General features: G+C 72.3%; 15 protein-coding genes and 1 pseudogene. 8 read left to right on the top strand and 8 right to left on the bottom strand.

Features of this window, described 5'->3' with window-relative positions:
• Window positions 1-89 precede the first annotated feature (89 nt).
• Window positions 90-1,361 carry a GNAT family N-acetyltransferase gene (locus ACIREE_RS11390; RefSeq protein WP_404149621.1) on the top strand — a complete coding sequence of 424 codons (1,272 nt, stop codon included), beginning with the start codon at window positions 90-92 and terminating at the stop codon, window positions 1,359-1,361.
• Here ACIREE_RS11390 and ACIREE_RS11385 read toward each other — a convergent pair.
• Window positions 1,294-2,514, bottom strand: coding sequence for a trans-sulfuration enzyme family protein (locus tag ACIREE_RS11385; protein WP_404149619.1), 1,221 nt, complete (start codon window positions 2,512-2,514; stop codon window positions 1,294-1,296). The two genes, ACIREE_RS11390 and ACIREE_RS11385, sit on opposite strands and share 68 nt — an antisense overlap.
• Window positions 2,515-2,574: 60 nt before the next feature.
• Between ACIREE_RS11385 and ACIREE_RS11380 the strand changes: the two genes are divergently transcribed.
• The 3 genes from ACIREE_RS11380 (at window position 2,575) to ACIREE_RS11370 (ending at window position 5,670) form a co-directional block, all read left to right on the top strand.
• Complete coding sequence (locus tag ACIREE_RS11380; RefSeq protein ID WP_404149616.1) at window positions 2,575-3,063, top strand: Lrp/AsnC family transcriptional regulator; 489 nt, start codon at window positions 2,575-2,577, stop codon at window positions 3,061-3,063.
• Window positions 3,064-3,082: 19 nt separating this feature from the next.
• Window positions 3,083-4,774: a DUF885 domain-containing protein gene (locus ACIREE_RS11375; protein WP_404149613.1), complete on the top strand. Its 1,692-nt coding sequence runs from the start codon at window positions 3,083-3,085 to the stop codon at window positions 4,772-4,774.
• A gap of 101 nt (window positions 4,775-4,875) precedes the next feature.
• A complete protein-coding gene (locus ACIREE_RS11370; protein WP_404149611.1) occupies window positions 4,876-5,670 on the top strand; it encodes an ATP-grasp domain-containing protein in 795 nt (264 codons plus the stop codon).
• Window positions 5,671-5,705: 35 nt separating this feature from the next.
• Here the strand turns inward: ACIREE_RS11370 and ACIREE_RS11365 are convergent.
• Window positions 5,706-5,810, bottom strand: a pseudogene (locus ACIREE_RS11365) (rhodanese-like domain-containing protein); the annotation flags it as partial.
• A gap of 164 nt (window positions 5,811-5,974) precedes the next feature.
• On the opposite strand from ACIREE_RS11365, the gene ACIREE_RS11360 reads away from it, so the two are divergent.
• Window positions 5,975-6,571 carry a hypothetical protein gene (locus tag ACIREE_RS11360; RefSeq protein WP_404149608.1) on the top strand — a complete coding sequence of 199 codons (597 nt, stop codon included), beginning with the start codon at window positions 5,975-5,977 and terminating at the stop codon, window positions 6,569-6,571.
• A gap of 195 nt (window positions 6,572-6,766) precedes the next feature.
• Here ACIREE_RS11360 and ACIREE_RS11355 read toward each other — a convergent pair whose 3' ends face one another.
• Window positions 6,767-10,060 carry an AAA family ATPase gene (locus ACIREE_RS11355; RefSeq protein WP_404149605.1) on the bottom strand — a complete coding sequence of 1,098 codons (3,294 nt, stop codon included), beginning with the start codon at window positions 10,058-10,060 and terminating at the stop codon, window positions 6,767-6,769.
• Entirely contained in the window at window positions 10,057-11,220 is a 1,164-nt protein-coding gene (locus tag ACIREE_RS11350) for an exonuclease SbcCD subunit D (protein WP_404149602.1), read from the bottom strand. The genes ACIREE_RS11355 and ACIREE_RS11350 overlap by 4 nt, the downstream gene beginning before the upstream one ends.
• Between ACIREE_RS11350 and ACIREE_RS11345 the strand changes: the two genes are divergently transcribed.
• Window positions 11,219-11,347 (top strand): hypothetical protein, encoded by a 129-nt coding sequence (locus tag ACIREE_RS11345; RefSeq protein ID WP_404149600.1) that lies wholly within the window; start codon window positions 11,219-11,221, stop codon window positions 11,345-11,347. The genes ACIREE_RS11350 and ACIREE_RS11345 overlap by 2 nt on opposite strands.
• Before the next feature lie 14 nt (window positions 11,348-11,361).
• On the opposite strand, the gene ACIREE_RS11340 is transcribed toward ACIREE_RS11345, so the two are convergent.
• Window positions 11,362-11,982 carry a YigZ family protein gene (locus tag ACIREE_RS11340; protein WP_404149598.1) on the bottom strand — a complete coding sequence of 207 codons (621 nt, stop codon included), beginning with the start codon at window positions 11,980-11,982 and terminating at the stop codon, window positions 11,362-11,364.
• A 121-nt stretch (window positions 11,983-12,103) separates the two neighbouring features.
• Here ACIREE_RS11340 and ACIREE_RS11335 point away from each other — a divergent pair, with 121 nt between their 5' ends.
• Window positions 12,104-14,074 (top strand): amino acid transporter, encoded by a 1,971-nt coding sequence (locus ACIREE_RS11335; RefSeq protein ID WP_404149595.1) that lies wholly within the window; start codon window positions 12,104-12,106, stop codon window positions 14,072-14,074.
• A 17-nt stretch (window positions 14,075-14,091) separates the two neighbouring features.
• On the opposite strand, the gene ACIREE_RS11330 is transcribed toward ACIREE_RS11335, so the two are convergent.
• A complete protein-coding gene (locus tag ACIREE_RS11330; RefSeq protein WP_404149593.1) occupies window positions 14,092-15,078 on the bottom strand; it encodes an arabinan endo-1,5-alpha-L-arabinosidase in 987 nt (328 codons plus the stop codon).
• Window positions 15,079-15,309: 231 nt separating this feature from the next.
• Here ACIREE_RS11330 and ACIREE_RS11325 point away from each other — a divergent pair, with 231 nt between their 5' ends.
• A complete protein-coding gene (locus tag ACIREE_RS11325) occupies window positions 15,310-15,717 on the top strand; it encodes a CoA-binding protein (protein ID WP_404149590.1) in 408 nt (135 codons plus the stop codon).
• A 10-nt stretch (window positions 15,718-15,727) separates the two neighbouring features.
• Here ACIREE_RS11325 and ACIREE_RS11320 read toward each other — a convergent pair whose 3' ends face one another.
• Together ACIREE_RS11320 and ACIREE_RS11315 are read right to left on the bottom strand one after the other, a co-directional pair.
• Window positions 15,728-16,627: an NAD(P)-dependent oxidoreductase gene (locus ACIREE_RS11320; protein ID WP_404149587.1), complete on the bottom strand. Its 900-nt coding sequence runs from the start codon at window positions 16,625-16,627 to the stop codon at window positions 15,728-15,730.
• A gap of 61 nt (window positions 16,628-16,688) precedes the next feature.
• On the bottom strand, window positions 16,689-17,522 hold the full coding sequence (locus ACIREE_RS11315) for a class I SAM-dependent methyltransferase (protein ID WP_404149584.1): 834 nt from the start codon (window positions 17,520-17,522) through the stop codon (window positions 16,689-16,691).
• Between the last annotated feature and the right edge of the window lie 21 nt (window positions 17,523-17,543).

The raw sequence follows: 17,543 nt of genomic DNA, 5'->3' as shown, positions 1-17,543 counted from the left end.
AAACAATAAACAAACGGGCATAGGCACTCTTTACCCATCGGTCACAAACCGTTCGCGATCACGCAACACCGTTCCTTCACGATGGACGCATGAGTCGAGACATGTCTGATGTGACCCACGTGAAGAACGACCGCCCCGTCCGCCGCAGGCGCGGGGTCTTGAGGGAACGGGCCACTCAATGGTGGTCACGCCGTCAGGGCCATGCGCCTCCGGCTCCGGAGGACACCGGCGCGCAGGGCCTCGGTGCGGCGGCTCTCGGTGCGCCCCTGGATCCCGCGCGGAGCACCTTGTGGCGGATGCGCACCACGGTGCGGGACGAGCCGGGTTCCCTCGCCGCGCTGTGCACGTCCCTGGCCCGCCTCCGGGTGGACATCCTCAGCCTGCAGACCCACCCGCTGGCCGAGGGCACCGTGGACGAGTTCCTGCTGCGCGCCCCCGAGGAACTGCCTGCCGCCGAACTGACCCGGTCGGCGGCCGCGGCCGGCGGCTCCGGCACCTGGACCGAGCGGGCCGACGCCCACGACCTGGTGGACGCCCCCACCCGCATCCTGGGCCTGGCCACGCGCACGGCCCTGGACGCGGCCGAACTGCCTCTGGCGCTACGTCAGTTGCTGGGCCGGTGCACCATCAGGTCGCTGCCCGCGACGGCCGGGGCGAACGACGCGCGCACCGTCGAGGGCGGCTTCGACGAGAACACGATGCGGCTGCGGACACCGGACGGCGGGGTCATCACCGTGGAACGGCCGTATCTGCCGTTCACCCCGACCGAGTTCGCGCGGGCCCGCGCCCTTGTGGAGCTCGACGCGCGCCTCGGCCCACGGGTGCCGCGCGGCCAGGACATCCTCACGCTGCCCGAGGGCAACGACATCACGGTGCGGCGCGCGCACGCCGCGGACCTGACGGCGTCGAAGGCGATGCACGACCGGTGCTCGCAGCGGACGCTCGGCATGCGCTACCACGGCCCCGTCGGCGACGCCGACCGCTACCTCGACCACCTGCTCAGCCCCCGCTTCGGCCGCACCCTCGCCGCGCAGACCACCTCCGGGCGCATCGTCGCCCTCGGTCATCTGCTGTGGGACGGTGACGAGACCGAGATCGCGCTGCTCGTGGAGGACGACTGGCAGCGCCGGGGCATCGGCGCCGAACTGCTCGGCCGGCTGGTCGCGCTGGCGGTCGAGGCGGGCTGCGAGAGCGTGTACGCGGTCACCCAGGCGTCCAACACCGGCATGGTCGCGGCGATGCGCGGCCTCGATCTGCCGCTCGACTACCAGATCGAGGAAGGCACCCTGGTGATCACCGCACGGCTCGACGCGACTCCGGTGGCGTCCCCTCCGCCGTACGAGCAGGCCGAGCGGCACTGAGTTCGTCGGCCATACGATGCTCGGCGCCCAGGGCCCGATCGAGGTCGGCCCACAGGTCCTCGACGTCCTCCAGACCGACCGACAGGCGCAGCAGCCGGTCGCCGACGCCTGCCGCCCTGCGGTCGTCGGCCGGCACGACGCGATGGCTGATCGAAGCCGGATGCTGGATCAGCGAGTCGACGCTGCCGAGGCTGACCGCCGGGGTGACGAGTTCGACCCCGGCGATCACCGCGTGCGGATCCCCCGCGATCTCGAAGGCCACCATGGCGCCGCCGATCCGCGGATAGTGGACGCGGGTCACGCGCGGGTCGGCGGCGAGGCGCCGGACCAGCTCCGCGGCGGTCGACGAGGCCGCACGGACCCGCACCGGCAGGGTAGACAGGCCGCGCAGCAGCAGATATCCGGCGAGCGGATGCAGCACCCCGCCCGTCGCGAACCGGACCTTGCGCAGCTCGCGTGCGAACAGCTCGTCGCACGCCACCACCCCGCCCAGCACATCCCCGTGGCCACCGAGATACTTGGTCGCGCTGTGCAGCACGAGCCGGGCCCCGCTCTCAACGGGCCGTTGCAGTACGGGTGTGGCGAAGGTGTTGTCGACGAGCAGCGGCACGGAGCCGCAGGCGTGGGCGACGGCGCGCAGGTCGACCTCCGCGAGGGTCGGGTTGGCGGGCGACTCGACCAGCACCAGGCCGGTGTCGGGCCGGATCGCGTCCGCGATGCCCGCCGGATCGACCCAGCTGACCTCCGAGCCGAGCGCGCCCGCCGTCAGCAGATGGTCGCTGCACCCGTAGAGCGGGCGGACCGCGACGACATGACGCAGACCCGCTGAGAGACGTACGAGGAGAACCGCGGTCAACGCCGCCATGCCACTCGCGAACGCGACCGCGCTGTCCGTCCCTTCGAGGCGGGCGAGGGCCGTCTCGAAGCGGGCGACGGTCGGGTTGCCGAGGCGGCCGTAGACCGGTGGCCCGTCGTCGAGGACGCCGTAGGCCGCGAACGTGTCGATACGGGCGGCCTCGGCGCGGCTGTCGGCGGACGGATACGTGGTGGACAGGTCGATGGGCGCGGCGTGCAGCCCGAGGGCCGCGAGGTCGTCGCGGCCCGCGTGCACGGCTTCGGTGGCGAGGGCCCTGGGGCGGGAGGTGTCGTCCATGCGTCCCAGGCTGAACAGCGGACGGGGTGGAGGGGCCAACTCCCGTGTTACGTTCGGCGGATGGCCGATTCCGTCGTACTCGATCCGATCGACCTGGAGATACTGCGGCTGCTGCAGAACGATGCCCGCACCACGTACCGTGACCTGGCCTCGCAGGTCGGGGTCGCGCCCTCGACGTGCCTGGACCGGGTGGGCCGACTGCGCCGCTCGGGGGTGATCCTGGGGCATGTGCTGCGGCTCGACCCGGCCAGGCTGGGCCGGGGACTGCAGGCGCTGCTGTCGGTGCAGGTGCGGCCGCACCGCAGGGAGCTGGTCGGCCCGTTCGTGGACCGGATCCGGGCGCTGCCCGAGGCCCGTACGGTGTTCCATCTCACCGGCCCCGACGACTACTTGGTGCATGTGGCCGTCCGTGACACGGCGGATCTGCAGCGGCTCGTCCTCGATGAGTTCACGGCCCGGCGCGAGGTGGCGCGCGTCGAGACCCGGCTGATCTTCCAGCAGTGGGAGTGCGGTCCGCTGCTCCCACCGGGTGGTGACGCGGCCCCCTGACGCGTACGAGGATGTGCGCATGCCAGACACGTCTCACACCCAGAGTCAGCTGCCCCGCCAGGTCGCCGACGCCTATGTCGACGCCCTCGTCGACCTCGACCCCGTCGAGGGTACGTATCTCGGCGTCCGCGCGTCCCACAGCAAGCTGCCCGACCTCTCGCCCGCGGGGATCGAGGCCGTGGCCGGGCTGGCCCGCGAGACGCTCGCGCGGCTCGACGAGGCGGAGCGGGCGCCGGGTGCCGCAGCCGATGTCGAGCGGCGGTGCGCGCGGCTGCTGCGCGAACGGCTGACGGCCGAACTCGCCGTGCACGACGCCGAGGAGCCGCTGCGTGCCGTCACCAACCTCGGTTCTCCGGTCCACCACGTGCGCGACGTCTTCACCATCACACCGACCGACACCGACGAGGACTGGGCGGCGGTCGCCGAGCGACTGCGGGCGGTGCCGACGGCGTTCGGGGGGTACCGCGAGAGGCTCGAACTCGGCCTAAGTCGAAAGCTGCACGCGGGGCCGCGGCCGACGGCGACGTTCGTCGAGCAGCTCACCGAGTGGGCGGGGCAGGAGCGCGGCTGGTTCGAGGAGTTCGCCGCCGCCGGACCCGAGGCGCTGCGCGCGGAGCTCACCCAGGCGGCGCAGGCGGCGGACTCGGCGACCGTCGGGCTGCGCGACTGGATGCGCGACGTGTACACGCCCGCGATCGAGGGCTCCCCCGACGTGGTGGGCCGTGAGCGCTACGCGCGCTGGTCGCGCTACTACACCGGTGCGGACCTCGACCTGGACGAGGCGTACGCGTACGGCTGGAGCGAGTTCCACCGGCTGCTCGCCGAGATGCGCGGCGAGGCGGAGAAGATCCTGCCGGGCGCCGCGACGCCGTGGGTGGCCCTCGCCCACCTCGACGAGCACGGACGGCACATCGAGGGTGTCGACGAGGTGCGGAAGTGGCTGCAGGGCGTCATGGACGAGGCCATCGACGCGCTCGACGGCACGCACTTCGACCTCGCCGAGCGGGTACGGAGGGTGGAGTCCCGCATCGCACCGCCCGGTGGTGCGGCAGCCCCCTACTACACGGCGCCGTCCGTCGACTTCGCACGGCCGGGACGTACGTGGCTGCCCACGATGGGCGCGACCCGCTTCCCGGTCTACGACCTGCTCTCCACCTGGTACCACGAGGGCGTCCCCGGCCACCATCTGCAGCTGGCGCAGTGGGTGCACGTCGCACAGGACCTCTCTCGCTACCAGGCGACACTCGGCTGCGTCTCCGCCAATGCCGAGGGCTGGGCGCTGTACGCGGAGCGCCTGATGGACGAACTGGGCTTCCTCACCGACGCCGAGACGCGGCTCGGCTACCTGGACGCGCAGATGATGCGGGCGGCGCGCGTCATCGTCGACATCGGCATGCACCTGGAGCTGGAGATTCCGGCGGACTCGCCGTTCCATCCGGGTGAGCGCTGGACCCCCGACCTGGCGCAGGAGTTCTTCGGGGCACACAGCAGCCGTCCCGCGGAGTTCGTGGAGAGCGAGCTGACCCGGTATCTGTCGATCCCCGGCCAGGCGATCGGCTACAAGCTGGGCGAACGGGCGTGGCTGCTCGGCCGGGCCAACGCGCAGGCGGCGCACGGCGATTCCTTCGACGCCAAGGCGTGGCACATGGCCGCGCTGTCGCAGGGGTCGCTGGGCCTGGACGACCTGGTGGACGAGTTGTCGGCGTTGTAGGCCTTTCGCGGGGCGCGATCCGCGCGGGGCAGGGGGCCGAGGGGCCCAAGGGAGCGGAAATCCGCTGGCCTCGGAGCCCTCGCTCGGCCCATCCTCACCTCATGAGCACGTCCCGTACCCTCTTCCTCTCCCCCCGTCTCACGGCCACCGGCCAGGCTCTGTCAGGTGCCGCCCGACGGCGCGGACTGCACGTCGAGACGTTGATGACGTGGCGCGCGCCGGACGCCTCGCAGCGGCTCCCGGGTGCGTCCCTGTACGCGGGGCCGCTCTTCGCGGACGCGGTCTCCCGCGGGCTGGGGCTCGGGCTGCTGGAGGCGGCGCCCGGCTGGCTGGCCGGCCTGCCGCCCGAACTCACGCACCGGGGAATCGAGTTGATGACCGTGTCCGAGGCTCGCGGTCTGCGTCGTCCGGCGTTCGTGAAGCCGCCGAACGACAAGAGTTTCCCGGCCCGCGTCTACCCGGACGGAAGTCGGCTGCCGGGCCCCGACGCGGTCGACGACACCACACCTGTGCTGGTCAGCGACATCGTGGCGTTCGACGTGGAGTACCGGTTGTTCCTGCTCGACGGGGAGGTGCGTACCGCGTCCCGATACGCGAGGCGCGGCGCCCTGGACGTGGCGGCGCTCGACGACGATCCGCTGCGCGGCGAGGTCCTGGCGTTCGCGGCGCGGTTGCCGATGGCTACGCTGCCGAGCGCGGTGGTCGTCGACGTGGGCCGACTCTCCGGCGGCGGCGAGTGGGCGGTGGTGGAGGCCAACGCGGCCTGGGCGAGCGGGCATTACGCGGGTGATGCGGATGCCGCCCTCGACGTGGTGCTGCGAGCGGCGTGTCCGGCGGACGCCGTCGGCCACCGGGACGCACGGTTCCTCCGCGCGTCGCCTCACCGGGTCGACTGAACCGCTGCCCGGGGCCGGGTTCTCCTGTACCGCGCCGGGGCGTGGCCCTGGTCCCAGGACGCGGTGGAGCGCGCGTCGAGCACCACGAATCCGGTGGCGCCGTCGGCGGCGGGCGCGGCGGCGGCATCGGACACGTCGGCTACAAGAATGCGCCGGCGATGCAGCGCCGTGGGTCCCCTACGGGCGCGTGGCCCGTGCATCTACGTATGATCAGGCGCCGTCGACCAAAGGGGTGGGATGCATGGTGTGGAGTACACGAAGACACGCGGCAGGTCGTGTCGCGACGGCGGTAGCAGCAGCGGGGGTGCTGCTCGCCGGGTGCGGGTCCGGCCAGGACGCACAGGACAAGCCGGCGGCCAAGCCGGTGTCCATGCTGAAGGCCCGCGACGTGAAGGCTGCTCTGGCGGACAAGGCATCGCTACCGGGCTGGACGCAGGCCAACCGGATTGTGGACACGAGCATCTACACCTGCAAGATCCTCATTGAGGACAACACGTGCAGCGACACAACCGCCAGCGGTACCGCGAACTTTGTGCGTGGGCCGCAGATGACCACCAAGTGGGTCCGCTTCAGCTTCAACGTCTACTCGTTCCACAAGGTGAGCAGTGCGCGCCGCCTGTACGACGCGTTGCCGGTCTACGACCCGCTGCCCGCAGGCACAAAGATGCCATCGCTCGGCGACGCGAGCAGCGCGTCCAGCCAAGTGCTGAACGGCGCCCACAAGACCGCGTACATCCACAGCAGGGTGCGGGTGGGGAACACCGTGGTGTGGACCTACGTGACGGGGGCCCCGAAGGCGGTCACGGGCGAGCGAGCCGAGATGGCCGCCAAGCTCCAGGTCGCCCGCGTTCAGCAGGCATACAAGGGGCTGAAACCCACGGGCCGGGTAGACGTTCCCTGACAGCCGTCCGCTCACCGAGGTCGATGGACCACCGGTAGGTGAGCGGGCCGCCCCGGAGGCGGAGAGGAGAGGCGAGGTCAGGCGGAGGCTTGCCCCCTCTCGGCCACGAGCGCCCGGCGCGCCGGCTCTCGGATGCGGGCCCATTCGGGGTCCACGGCGGGAGTTTCGCGGGTCCACAGATCCGGGCTCCCTGTGTCAGCCACCGGCCCCGCGCTGGCGCACCACCGACCCGGCCCGCCCCTTCACGATCTCCAGCTGCGCGTGCACCCGGCGGCGCAGATCGCCGACGTGGCTGACGATGCCGACGCTGCGGTCCCGCTCACGCAGGGAGTCGAGGACGTCGAGGACCTCGTCGAGGGTCTGGTCGTCGAGGCTGCCGAAGCCCTCGTCGATGAAGAGGGTGTCGAGACGGACACCGCCGGCCTCGTCCGTGACCACGTCGGCGAGGCCGAGCGCGAGGGCGAGGGAGGCGAAGAACGTCTCGCCGCCGGAGAGGGTCGCCGTGTCGCGCTCGCGCCCCGTCCAGGCGTCGACGACGTGCAGCCCGAGGCCCGAACGGCCGCGCCCGGCAAGGGAGTCGGAGTGGACCAGGGTGTACCGACCGGACGACATCCGGCGCAACCGTGCGGTCGCCGCGGCCGCCACCTGCTCGAGGCGGGCGGCCAGAACGTAGGACTCCAGGCGCATCTTGCGCTCGTTGTCGGCGGAGGTGCCGGCCGCGAGGGAGGCGAGCCGGGCGATCCGGTTGTAGGTCGCGCGCAGCGGGCCGAGGCGGCGGGCCTCGGTGGCGGCGCGCCGGGACAGCCGGTCGAGTTCGTCGCAGCGGCGGGCTGCCGCGTCCCGTGCGGAAGCGGCAGCCTGGACGCGCGCGTCGGCGGCGTCGGCCGCGGCGCGGGCGGCGCCGACATCGGCCTCGGGCCTGCGCGAGGCCCTGGCGGCGTCCTCCTCCGCGAGCATCGCGCGCACCGCGGCCTGCTCCGACTGCCAGGCGTCCAGGCGGTGTTGGAGCTCCCGGTACCGGGCGTCGTCGAGGAGGCCGGCGGCCGCGGCCCGCGGCGTGTCGAACCCGGCGCGGAACGCGGCGTCGGCGAGTCGCGCGTCCGCGGCCTTGAGCCGGGTCGCGGTGTCCTCGACGGCGCGGGCCGCCTCGGCGGCCCCGGCGAGCAGGTGCGCGTAAGCCTCCAGCTGGGCCGCGCGCTCCTCGACGCTCTCAGCGCTGCCACGCGCCTGCGCCAACTCACTTTCCAGTCCCGCCTGTTCACGTGCCAGCGCCTCGCGCAGGGATGAGCGGGCGGCGGTTCGGGTGGCGGCGTCCTGTCGGTCCGTGAGCCGTCGGTCGTGCTCGCTCTCGGCGCGGGCGAGGGTCTCGCGGGCCGCGTGCAGCCCGGTCGCGACGGCGCGGGCGTCGGCGTGTCGCGTCTCCAGTTCGCGGACGGTCTCGGCGAGTTGCGAGGCCGGCTGGTCTCCGGCGGCGGCTTTGGCAGCGGCCAGTTCTTCCCGGAGGGCGCCCAGGGCGCGCTCGGTGTCGGCACGGCGCACGTCGGCTCTGCGGTACGCGTCGAGGGCGCTCTCCTCGGCGGCCCGGTCGACGTGGCTCGCGGATTTGGCGATGGGCGCGGGGTGTTCGGTCGCTCCGCACACGGTGCAGGGTGCGCCGTCGACGAGGCTCTCGGCGAGTTCGGCGGCGACGTCGCGCAGCCGCTGCTCCTTCAGACCGAGCCAGTTCTCGTGTGCGGCGGCCGCGTCCTCGCGGGCCCGCAGCACCGCGTCCTGGGCGCCTTCGGCGTGCGTGGCGAGCCGGTCCCGCTCGACCGCGGCGCGGGCCTGGCGGCGCGCGGGGTCCAGCTGTCCGGCGAGGTGTTCGGCGCGGGTGGCCGCCTCTTGTGCGTCGTCGACGCCGGACTGGAGCGCGGAGCGGCGGGTGTCCCATGCGCCGAGCCAGGCTCCTGCCTCGTCGAGGAGTTCGGCGTCGGCGCGCTCCTCGCGGTCGAGTCCTGCGCGCGCGCGCGCGAGCGCGTCGAGTCTGCGCTCGGCGCGGCGCGCCGCGTCGAGGCCACCGAGCTCCTGGGCGACACGCCGTGCGGCCGCGGCGAGGGCGGCGGGCCCCGCGTCGGCGAGCGGCTCCGGGACGAGGGCGCCGCCGGGCTGCTCCGGCGCGAGGGCGTCACCGGACCGCTCCGGCGCGAGGGCGTCACCGGACCGCTCCGGCGCGAGGGCGTCACCGGACCCCTCCAGCGCGAGGGCGTCACCGGACCGCTCCGGGGCGAAGGCGTCACCGGACCGCTCCGGGGCGAAGGCGTCACCAGACCCCTCCAGCGCGAAGCCGTCACCAGACCGCCCCGGCGCGAAGCCGTCACCAGACCGCCCCACACCGCCCCCGCCAGCACCCTGCCCGGTCGGCGACCAGGCCCGTAGCTCGCCGCGCGCCCGCTCCTCCTCCCGCAGTGCGGATCCGTGCTCCTCCTCCGCCGCCTCGCGCAGAGAGAGCGCGGGCGCGACCGTCTCCGCCTTGCGGGCCCGGTCCATGCGCTCCTCGACGGCCCGGTGCTCCTCGGTGCGGTCCGCCAGGGCGGCCGACCGCGCCCGCGCCTCCGCGAAGCGGCGCTGCAGGCGCTCCGTCTCGGTGGCGTCGGCCAGCGCGTGCTGCGCCGCCACGCGGGCCGACTCGGCGGCGGCGAGGGCGAGATGGGTGTGCGTGAAGTGTTCGCGGGCGGTGGAGCGGGCGGTCGCGGCCCAGGCCAGTACGGCGTCCGCGAGACCGGGGTCGCCGGGGGCCGCGTCGACCGGGGGCAGCTCCACGATGCCGCCCGCGGCCTGCTGCATGCGGTGCGCGTCGGCGAGCAACTCGGCGTCCCCGGCGGTCACTTGCTTCTCGGCGCCGCGCCGGTCGTCGGCGAGTCGCTGCTCGACGGCGGCGAACCGGTGCGTGTCGAAGAGGCGGCCGAGGAGCTTGCCGCGGGCCTCGGCGTCGGCGCGCAGGAAGCGGGCGAAGTCGCCCTGCGGCAACAGCACCACCTGACAGAACTGGTCCTTGCTCATGCCGAGCAGCTGCGTGATCTCCTCGCCGATCTCCTGGTGGGAGCGGCTGAGGTCCTTCCACTCCCCCACCACGGCGTCGTACTCACGCAGCCAGCTCTGCGCCTTCTCCGTCGTGAAACCCGTGCCACGCTTCTTGGGGCGGGCGAAGGGCGGCTGCCTGGTGAGCCCCAGGCGGCGGCCCGCGACGGTCAGGTCGAGGGCGACCTCCGTACGTACGCCCGGTCCGGCGTGGTCGCTGCGCAGGTTCTGTCCTTGGCCGCCGCCGATCTGCCGGGCGCCGGGCACGGATCCGTACAGGGCGAAGCAGACCGCGTCGAGGACGGAGGTCTTGCCGGCGCCGGTCGGGCCGTGCAGCAGGAAGAGGCCCGCGGACGACAGCGCGTCGAAGTCGATCTCCTGCGTCCCGCCGAAGGGGCCGAACGCGGTGACGCGAAGGGTGTGCAGTCTCACCGGGCGACCTCGCGCACCACGTCGTCGGTACGCACCGTGTCGAACGCGGCCCGCAGCAGCGCCCGCTCGCCCTCGTCGGGCTCCGCGCCCCGGACATGGGTCACGAAGTCCTCCGCGATCTCGTGGTCGTCACGCCCCTTGAGGCGCTCGGCGTACGTGGCGTCGGGCCGGGTGTCGGTGCGGCGCGGTTCGAAGAGCAGGCTGAGGGTGTGCGGGAAGCGGTCGACGAGCTTGGCCATGGGGTCGTCGGGCCGGATCTCGTCGGTGAGCGTGGCCTCGACCCAGGACTCCTCGTGGACGGTGAGGTCCGGGTCGGCGAGGAGGTCGTCGAGGTCGCCGCGGATCCGGGCGAGCGGCCGGGGCACGGGGCAGTCGATCCGCTCGGCGGCGACGGCACCGTCACCGTCGAGGTCGATGAGCCACATGCTCTTGCGGTGGTCGGCCTCGGAGAAGGAGTACGGCAGCGGCGAGCCGGAGTAGCGGACGCGCTCGGAGATGACCTGGCTGCCGTGCAGATGCCCGAGCGCCACGTAGTCGACGCCGTCGAAGACACCGGAGGGGACGGCGGCGACGCCGCCCACCGTGATGTCGCGTTCGCTGTCGCTGGGCGCGCCGCCGGTCACGAAGGCGTGCGCGAGGACCACGGACCGGGTGCCGAGGGCGCGCCCCGCCAGATCGGCGCGGACCCGCTCCATGGCGGCGGCGAGCACCTGCTCGTGACCGGCCTTCGCGACCCCGAACTCGTCCTTGACCAGGGCAGGTTCGAGATACGGCAGCCCGTAGAAGGCGACGTCGCCGTGGGTGTCCGGCAGGACGACGGGGTCTCCGCAGCGGCTCGCCTCCGTCCGCAGATGGATGCCGGCGCGGCCGATCAGTCCCGCGCCGACACCGAGGCGGCGGGCCGAGTCGTGGTTCCCGGAGATCATCACCGTGGGCACACCCAGCTCGGCGAGCCGGTGCAGCGCGTCGTCGTACAGCTCGACCGCGGAGAGCGGCGGGACCGCCCGGTCGTACACGTCGCCCGACACGAGCACCGCGTCCACGTCACGCTCGCGCACGGTGGCGACGAGGTGGCCGATGAACGCGGCCTGGGCATCGAGCATGCTCACGCGGTGGAACGCGCGGCCCAGATGCCAGTCGGACGTGTGCAGCAGTCTCATGACACACGAGGCTAACCGGTGGGTCGGACATCACGGCCGGAACGCCCGGACCAGCCACCACGCCCGGACCAGCCACCACGCCCGCGCCGCGCCCCGCCTGCGCGCGGAGCCGCCCGGCGCGGGCTGACCCCTGACACCGACTCAGCCGTAGGCCTCGCCGCCGAGTTCGAACCCGGCGGTCCCTGCGCTCACATCCGCCAGCCACCCCCGGAACCGCTCCACGTCCCCCTCCGGAAGCCCGATCTCGATGACGACCGCTTCGCCGTAGCGGACATCCCGGACATCTTTGCCGGTGGCCCGCAGATCGTTCTCCATCTTCCCGGCCCGCGCGTGCTCGACGGTCACCGTGGCCAGCCGGAACCGGCGGCGCGTCACGGTGCCCAGGGTGTCGAGTGCCTCGCCGACCGCACCCCCGTACGCCCGGATCAGTCCGCCTGCGCCCAGTTTCACGCCTCCGAAGTACCGCGTGACGACCGCGACGACGTAGCGCATCTCGCGCCGCGTGAGCATCTGGAGCATCGGCACCCCCGCGGTGCCGCCCGGCTCGCCGTCGTCGCTCGCCTTCTGTACGGAGGCGTCGGCGCCGATGACGTACGCGTAGCAGTTGTGGCCGGCTGTGGGGTGTTCCTTACGGATGCGGGCGATGAAGGCCTGCGCCTCCTCCTCCGTAGCGGCGGGCGCGAGCGCGCACAGGAACCGGGACCGGTTGATCTCTGTCTCGTGCACGCCTTCATGGGGCACGGTGCGGTACTCGTCCTGCATCGGACCAGCGTATGCGCAGGCGCCGCCGGGCTCGCCCCCGCCCGAGGTGCGGGCGAGGATGTGGTGGATACTCGCACGTCGTCACAGAGAGCCCGAGCCGTCCGACAGGAAGCATCCCCACATGACCGGCACCCCGGCCGAGAGCCCAGCCGTCACGCCCGCACCCGCGCACCGTTGGCGCAGCTGGCTGCTGGAGGGTCTGTCCGAGCGGACGGCCCAGCATCAGGGGCCGCACGGGCATGTTCCGCCGGAGCACCAGGGCCACACGTGGTGGCGGGTGATGTGTCTGACCGGTGTGGACTACTTCTCCACGCTCGGCTACCAGCCCGGCATCGCGGCTCTGGCCGCCGGTCTGCTGTCGCCGCTGGCGACGCTGGTACTGATCGCGCTCACCCTGCTGGGCGCCCTGCCGGTGTACCGCAGGGTCGCCAAGGAGTCACCGCACGGCGAGGGGTCGATCGCCATGCTGGAGCGCCTCCTCCCCTGGTGGGCGGGGAAGCTGTTCGTGCTCGTGCTGTTGGGGTTCGCCGCCACCGACTTCATGATCACCATGACGCTCTCGGCGGCGGACGCGGCGGCCCACGTCGTGGAGAACCCGTTCGCGCCCGCGGCGCTGCACGGCGCCAACACCTGGATCACGCTGGTACTGCTCGCGGCGCTCGGCGCGGTCTTCCTGAAGGGGTTCCAGGAGGCGATCCGGGTCGCGGTGGTGCTCGTCGCCGCGTACCTCGCCCTGAACATCGTCGTCCTCGTCACCGCCGCGGTCCACGTCATGACCCAGCCGGTCAAGATCGGCAACTGGTGGGACGCCATGACGGCCGAGCACTCCTCGCCGTTCGTGATGGTCGGCGTCGCCCTGCTCGTCTTCCCGAAACTGGCGCTCGGCATGTCCGGCTTCGAGACCGGCGTGGCGGTGATGCCACAGGTGCGCGGCGGCGCCGACGACACGTACGAGAAGCCGACCGCGCGCATCCGTGACACCCGCAAACTGCTCACCACGGCCGCGCTGATCATGAGCGGTTTCCTGCTGCTTTCGAGTCTGGCCACGACGATCCTGATCCCGCAGGACAAGTTCGAGGCGGGCGGTCCGGCGAACGGGCGGGCGCTCGCCTATCTCGCGCACACGTATCTGGGCGAGGGCTTCGGCACCGTCTACGACGTCTCGACGATCTGCATCCTGTGGTTCGCGGGCGCGTCCGCCATGGCGGGTCTGCTCAACCTGGTCCCCCGCTATCTGCCGCGCTACGGCATGGCCCCGGAGTGGACGCGGGCCGTGCGTCCCCTGGTCCTGACGTTCATGGGGACGGCGGTCGCCATCACCCTGTGGTTCGACGCGAACGTCGACGACCAGTCCGGCGCCTACGCCACCGGCGTCCTGGTGCTGATGCTGTCGGCGTCGTTCGCCTCGACCGTCGCCGTGCACCGGCGCGGTCGCCGCCGGGCCGCGCTCGGCTTCGGCGCGATCACCGCGGTCTTCGCCTACACGCTCGTCACGAACGTCGTGGAACGCCCCGACGGCATCAAGATCGCCGCGATCTTCATCGTGGCGATCCTGGTCTCCTCCTTCGCCTCCCGGGTGCACCGCGCCTTCGAACTGCGCGCGGGCGCGGTCACGTTCGACGAGGCGGCCCAGCGGATCGTCGACGAGGCGGCGGCGCGGGGCCCGCTGCGGATCATCGCGAACGAACCGCAGGAGCACACCACCGCCGAGTACCGCGACAAGGAGCACTGCCAGCGCGAGGACACGCACATCCCCGAGGGCCGGCCGGTGATCTTCCTGGAGGTCTTCATCCAGGACTCGTCGGACTTCACCGAGGACCTGACCGTGCACGGTGACGAGAAGCACGGGGTGCGCCGCCTACGGGTGCACGGCCCCGGCGTCCCGAACACCGTCGCCGCGGTCCTGATGAACCTGCGCGACCGCACGGGCGAGGTCCCGCACGCGTACTTCAACTGGACCGAGGGCCACCCCGTCAGCCATCTGCTGCGCTTCCTCGTCTTCGGTGACGGCGAGGTGGCCCCGGTCACGCGTGAGGTGCTGCGCCGCGCGGAACGCGACCCGCAGCGGCGGCCGCGCGTGCACGTCGGCTGAGCGCCTTCCTTTGAACGTCAGTACGCGACGGGCCAACCACTGCTCCAGTCAAGGAGGTTGACGCCGAGCTTCGGCGTGCCGTTGTCGTTGCCGTCGTAGTAGTGATAGACGATCAGGTCGCCGTCCGAGTCGTTCATGATGGACTGCCCGCCAGGGCCGATGACGCTGCCGTGCGACTCCAGGACCGGGGTGCCACCGTTGTTCGTCAGAGCGACGCCGCTCTTGTCGTAGTACGGCCCGGTGACACTGCTCGCGCGTCCCACCTTCACCTTGTACGTGGAGGAGGTGCCGGAGCAGCACACGTCGTACGAGGCGAACAGGTAGTAGTAACTGCCGTGTTTGACGATGTACGGCGCCTCGACGGCCTTGGTCCCGGTCGGGCGGGAGGCGAGCGAGCGGCGGGCGGTGTCGCCCGCGTACTGCTTGCCGGTGGACGGGTCGATCCGGATCATCTTGATGCCCGTCCACCAACTCCCGAACGACAGCCACCACTTGCCGTCGCTGTCGACGAAGAGGTTCGGGTCGATGGCGTTGTAGTCGCTCGACGTGGTGGAGGTGTAGACGACGCCGTAGTCCGTCCACGAGCCGGGCAGCCCGGTGCTCGAACCGGCAACGCCGATCGCGGACCTGTTGGAGCCGAACGTCGAAACGGCGTAGTACATCAGGTACTTGCCGCCGTGGTACGAGATGTCGGGCGCCCACGCCTCGGACGCGTAGGACGACCACCACGAGGGTTTGCTCGTGAAGGCGTCGCTGCCGGCCTTGAACGCGGTCCGGTCCGTGGACGAACGGAACCCGAGCCCGCCGCCGGTCGCGTAGAGCAGATACTGCCCGGCCGACGTGCGGATCATGGTCGGGTCGTGCACGACGGTGTCGCCGGTGACGTACCCGGGGTTCGGGTACGCGGACGCGGCGGACGGGACCAGAGCGAGGACCAGGGCGGCGGGTACGGCCAGCAGCGCGGTTCTGGTGCGGCGGGAGATACGTCCGGAGGTACGGCTCACGCGGGGCTCCTTGGCTCTACGGGGGCAGACGGCTCTACGGGCGAGCACGACAGTCCAAGATTGTCCGACATATCGAACGACGGTCGCGACTTCGGACGGGACCGTAGAATCGAACCCTTCTTGCGTCAACGGTTTGCACAGACGGCATCCGGCAAAAGACGGTCAGGAATCCACGGCAGACCCCACGGGTTGACCGCAGGACAGGGAGTTCCGCGCCGGCAGGGAGTCAGCATGTACGCCGATCAGGGCACCATCCGGAAGATCCTCACGGAGTCCGGCGACACCTGGGCCGTCGTCGGCCTCTCGTCGAACCGGGCACGGGCCGCGTACGGAGTCGCCGAGGTCCTGCAACGCTTCGGCAAGCGGGTCGTCCCCGTACACCCGAAGGCCGAGACGGTCCACGGGGAGCAAGGCTATCCCTCGCTCGACGCCATCCCCTTCCCGGTCGACGTCGTCGACGTCTTCGTCAACAGCGACCTCGCGGGCCCCGTCGCCGACGAAGCCGCCACCATCGGCGCCAAGGCCGTCTGGTTCCAGCTCGGCGTCGTCGACGAAGCCGCGTACGAGCGCACCCGCGCGGCGGGTCTGGACATGGTGATGGACCGGTGCCCGGCTATCGAGATCCCGCGCCTGGGCTGAGCCCTCCGCGTCACCGCCCGGAGCCGCCCGTGTCCTCCTCGAACGACGCGAAATACGCGGCGGCCATGTCCTCGCCGCCGTGGCCCTGTTCGGCGGCTCGGGTGAGGCGGGCCGCACTTGCCTCGGCGACGTCCAGGCGGACACCGTGTTCGCGGCCGGCCGCGACGATGAGGCGGGCGTCCTTCGCTGCCGTGGCCACCGAGAACTGGGCCGGGGTGAGCCGGTCCTCCAGGACGAGGCCCGCCTTGAGCCGCAGGTAGGGCAGGTCGAGGCCGCCGCCCGCGATGGCGTCGAAGAAGTTCTGCGGGTCCACGCCGAGCGCCTTGGACAGGGCGAGCACCTCGCCGGCCGCGTTGGTGGTGGCCAGCACCCAGCTGTTGGCCACCAGTTTCAGCCGGGTGGCGGAGCCGGCCGCGCCGTCCTCTCCGGTCCACACGATGCGCGCGGCGACGGCGTCCAGGACCGGCGTCACGGCGTCGCGGTGCGCGCTCGGGCCCGCGGCGAGTACCAGCAGCTCACCGGCCTCGGCGGGCTGGCGGGTGCCGAGGACCGGCGCGTCGAACAGGACCAGGTCGTGGGCGCCCGCGAAGTCGGCCAGATCCCTCAGCCCGTCCAGGCCCGCGGTGGTCGACTGCAGCCAGGCGGCGCCGGGCCGCAAGCCGTCGGCGGCCTGCCGCATGACGTCCAGGGCGGCGGGCCCGTCGTAGAGCATCGTCAGGATGATGTCGGCGTCCGCCACGGCCTCGGCCGGGGTATCGACGACGCGCACGCCGTCGGCGGCCAGCGGCTCGGCCTTGCTGCGACTGCGGTTCCAGGCGCGGACGGTGTGTCCGGCCCGCGCGATGTTGCGGGCCATCGCCGCGCCCATGATTCCGGTGCCCAGGACACTCACGGTCAGCTGGTCGCTCATGACGTCGTCAACTCTCTTTCGGTTGGGTGCGGGGCGAGCTTAGGCGCGCGCGACCGGTGCATCAGTGAGCGAGGCGGGCCAGCCGGAGTTCCGTCATGTAGCGCTTGGTGATCCGGCCGCCGTGCCGTCCGTCGACGAGTCCTGCGAGGGAGTCGTACAGGCCGGCGCGGGCCGCGGGGTCGAGGTCGCGGTGGCCCGAGTAGGTGGACAGCAGGTCGAGGTACTGCCGCGTGGTGTACGTCGCGTCCCATTCGTAGCGACGGAAGACGGCGGGTTCGAAGCGGCCGGAAGCGGTCAACTCGGCCTCGTCCTTGGGGACATGGGAAGCCGGCTGCAAGGTGATGCCGGGCGGCGTCGTCGGGTCGAAGTGCTCGTAGCAGCGCTGGGACGCGGCGAAGAACGCTTCCGTGCCGCCCTTGATGTGGTGGGTCGACACCGTCGCGATGCTGCCGCCCGGACGGAGCGCGGCGACGGCCTTGGCGACACGGATCTCCGGGGCGATCCAGTGCCAGGACGTCGCCGCGAGCACCAGGTCGAACGGGTGCGGCGGCAGCGGCCAGGTCTCGAACTCGGCCACGACGACCTCCGCGCCCGGGTGGTCCGCGAGCCGGCGCCGGGCCACCGTCGCCATCGCGTGGCCGAGCTCCACCGCGACGATCCGGCAGCCGCGCGCGGCCAGTTGGACGGTCGCCTTGCCCGTGCCCGCGCCCACTTCGAGGACCCGGCAGCCGGGCCCCGACCCGGCGAGGTCCGCCAGGTCGTCGTACATGCGCGGCGGATAGCCCGGCCGCATGCGGTCGTAGAGTTCGGCGTCCTCGGTGAAGGTACGGCGCAGCCGCTCACGGTCCTGATCGGACGGGTGGGTCTGGTCTGCGACTCGGCTCGGATCGGTCATCCGGCCCAGGTTACGAGCCCG

This window comes from Streptomyces sp. NPDC102467 (assembly GCF_044765445.1).
Lineage (GTDB): Bacteria > Actinomycetota > Actinomycetes > Streptomycetales > Streptomycetaceae > Streptomyces.
The sequence above is the reverse complement of the archived record's forward strand: the minus strand, read 5'-3'. Positions and strand labels throughout refer to the sequence as shown.

What these genes read in the sequence shown, in the direction of transcription:
- ACIREE_RS11340 (WP_404149598.1), bottom strand. Translation starts at nt 11,982, where the DNA reads ATGCAGGACGAGTACCGCACCGTGCCCCATGAAGGCGTGCACGAGACA.
- ACIREE_RS11335 (WP_404149595.1), top strand. Translation starts at nt 12,104, where the DNA reads ATGACCGGCACCCCGGCCGAGAGCCCAGCCGTCACGCCCGCACCCGCG.
- ACIREE_RS11320 (WP_404149587.1), bottom strand. Translation starts at nt 16,627, where the DNA reads ATGAGCGACCAGCTGACCGTGAGTGTCCTGGGCACCGGAATCATGGGC.
- ACIREE_RS11350 (WP_404149602.1), bottom strand. Translation starts at nt 11,220, where the DNA reads ATGAGACTGCTGCACACGTCCGACTGGCATCTGGGCCGCGCGTTCCAC.
- ACIREE_RS11345 (WP_404149600.1), top strand. Translation starts at nt 11,219, where the DNA reads ATGACACACGAGGCTAACCGGTGGGTCGGACATCACGGCCGGAACGCC.
- ACIREE_RS11315 (WP_404149584.1), bottom strand. Translation starts at nt 17,522, where the DNA reads ATGACCGATCCGAGCCGAGTCGCAGACCAGACCCACCCGTCCGATCAG.
- ACIREE_RS11370 (WP_404149611.1), top strand. Translation starts at nt 4,876, where the DNA reads ATGAGCACGTCCCGTACCCTCTTCCTCTCCCCCCGTCTCACGGCCACC.
- ACIREE_RS11325 (WP_404149590.1), top strand. Translation starts at nt 15,310, where the DNA reads ATGTACGCCGATCAGGGCACCATCCGGAAGATCCTCACGGAGTCCGGC.
- ACIREE_RS11385 (WP_404149619.1), bottom strand. Translation starts at nt 2,514, where the DNA reads ATGGACGACACCTCCCGCCCCAGGGCCCTCGCCACCGAAGCCGTGCAC.
- ACIREE_RS11380 (WP_404149616.1), top strand. Translation starts at nt 2,575, where the DNA reads ATGGCCGATTCCGTCGTACTCGATCCGATCGACCTGGAGATACTGCGG.
- ACIREE_RS11390 (WP_404149621.1), top strand. Translation starts at nt 90, where the DNA reads ATGAGTCGAGACATGTCTGATGTGACCCACGTGAAGAACGACCGCCCC.
- ACIREE_RS11375 (WP_404149613.1), top strand. Translation starts at nt 3,083, where the DNA reads ATGCCAGACACGTCTCACACCCAGAGTCAGCTGCCCCGCCAGGTCGCC.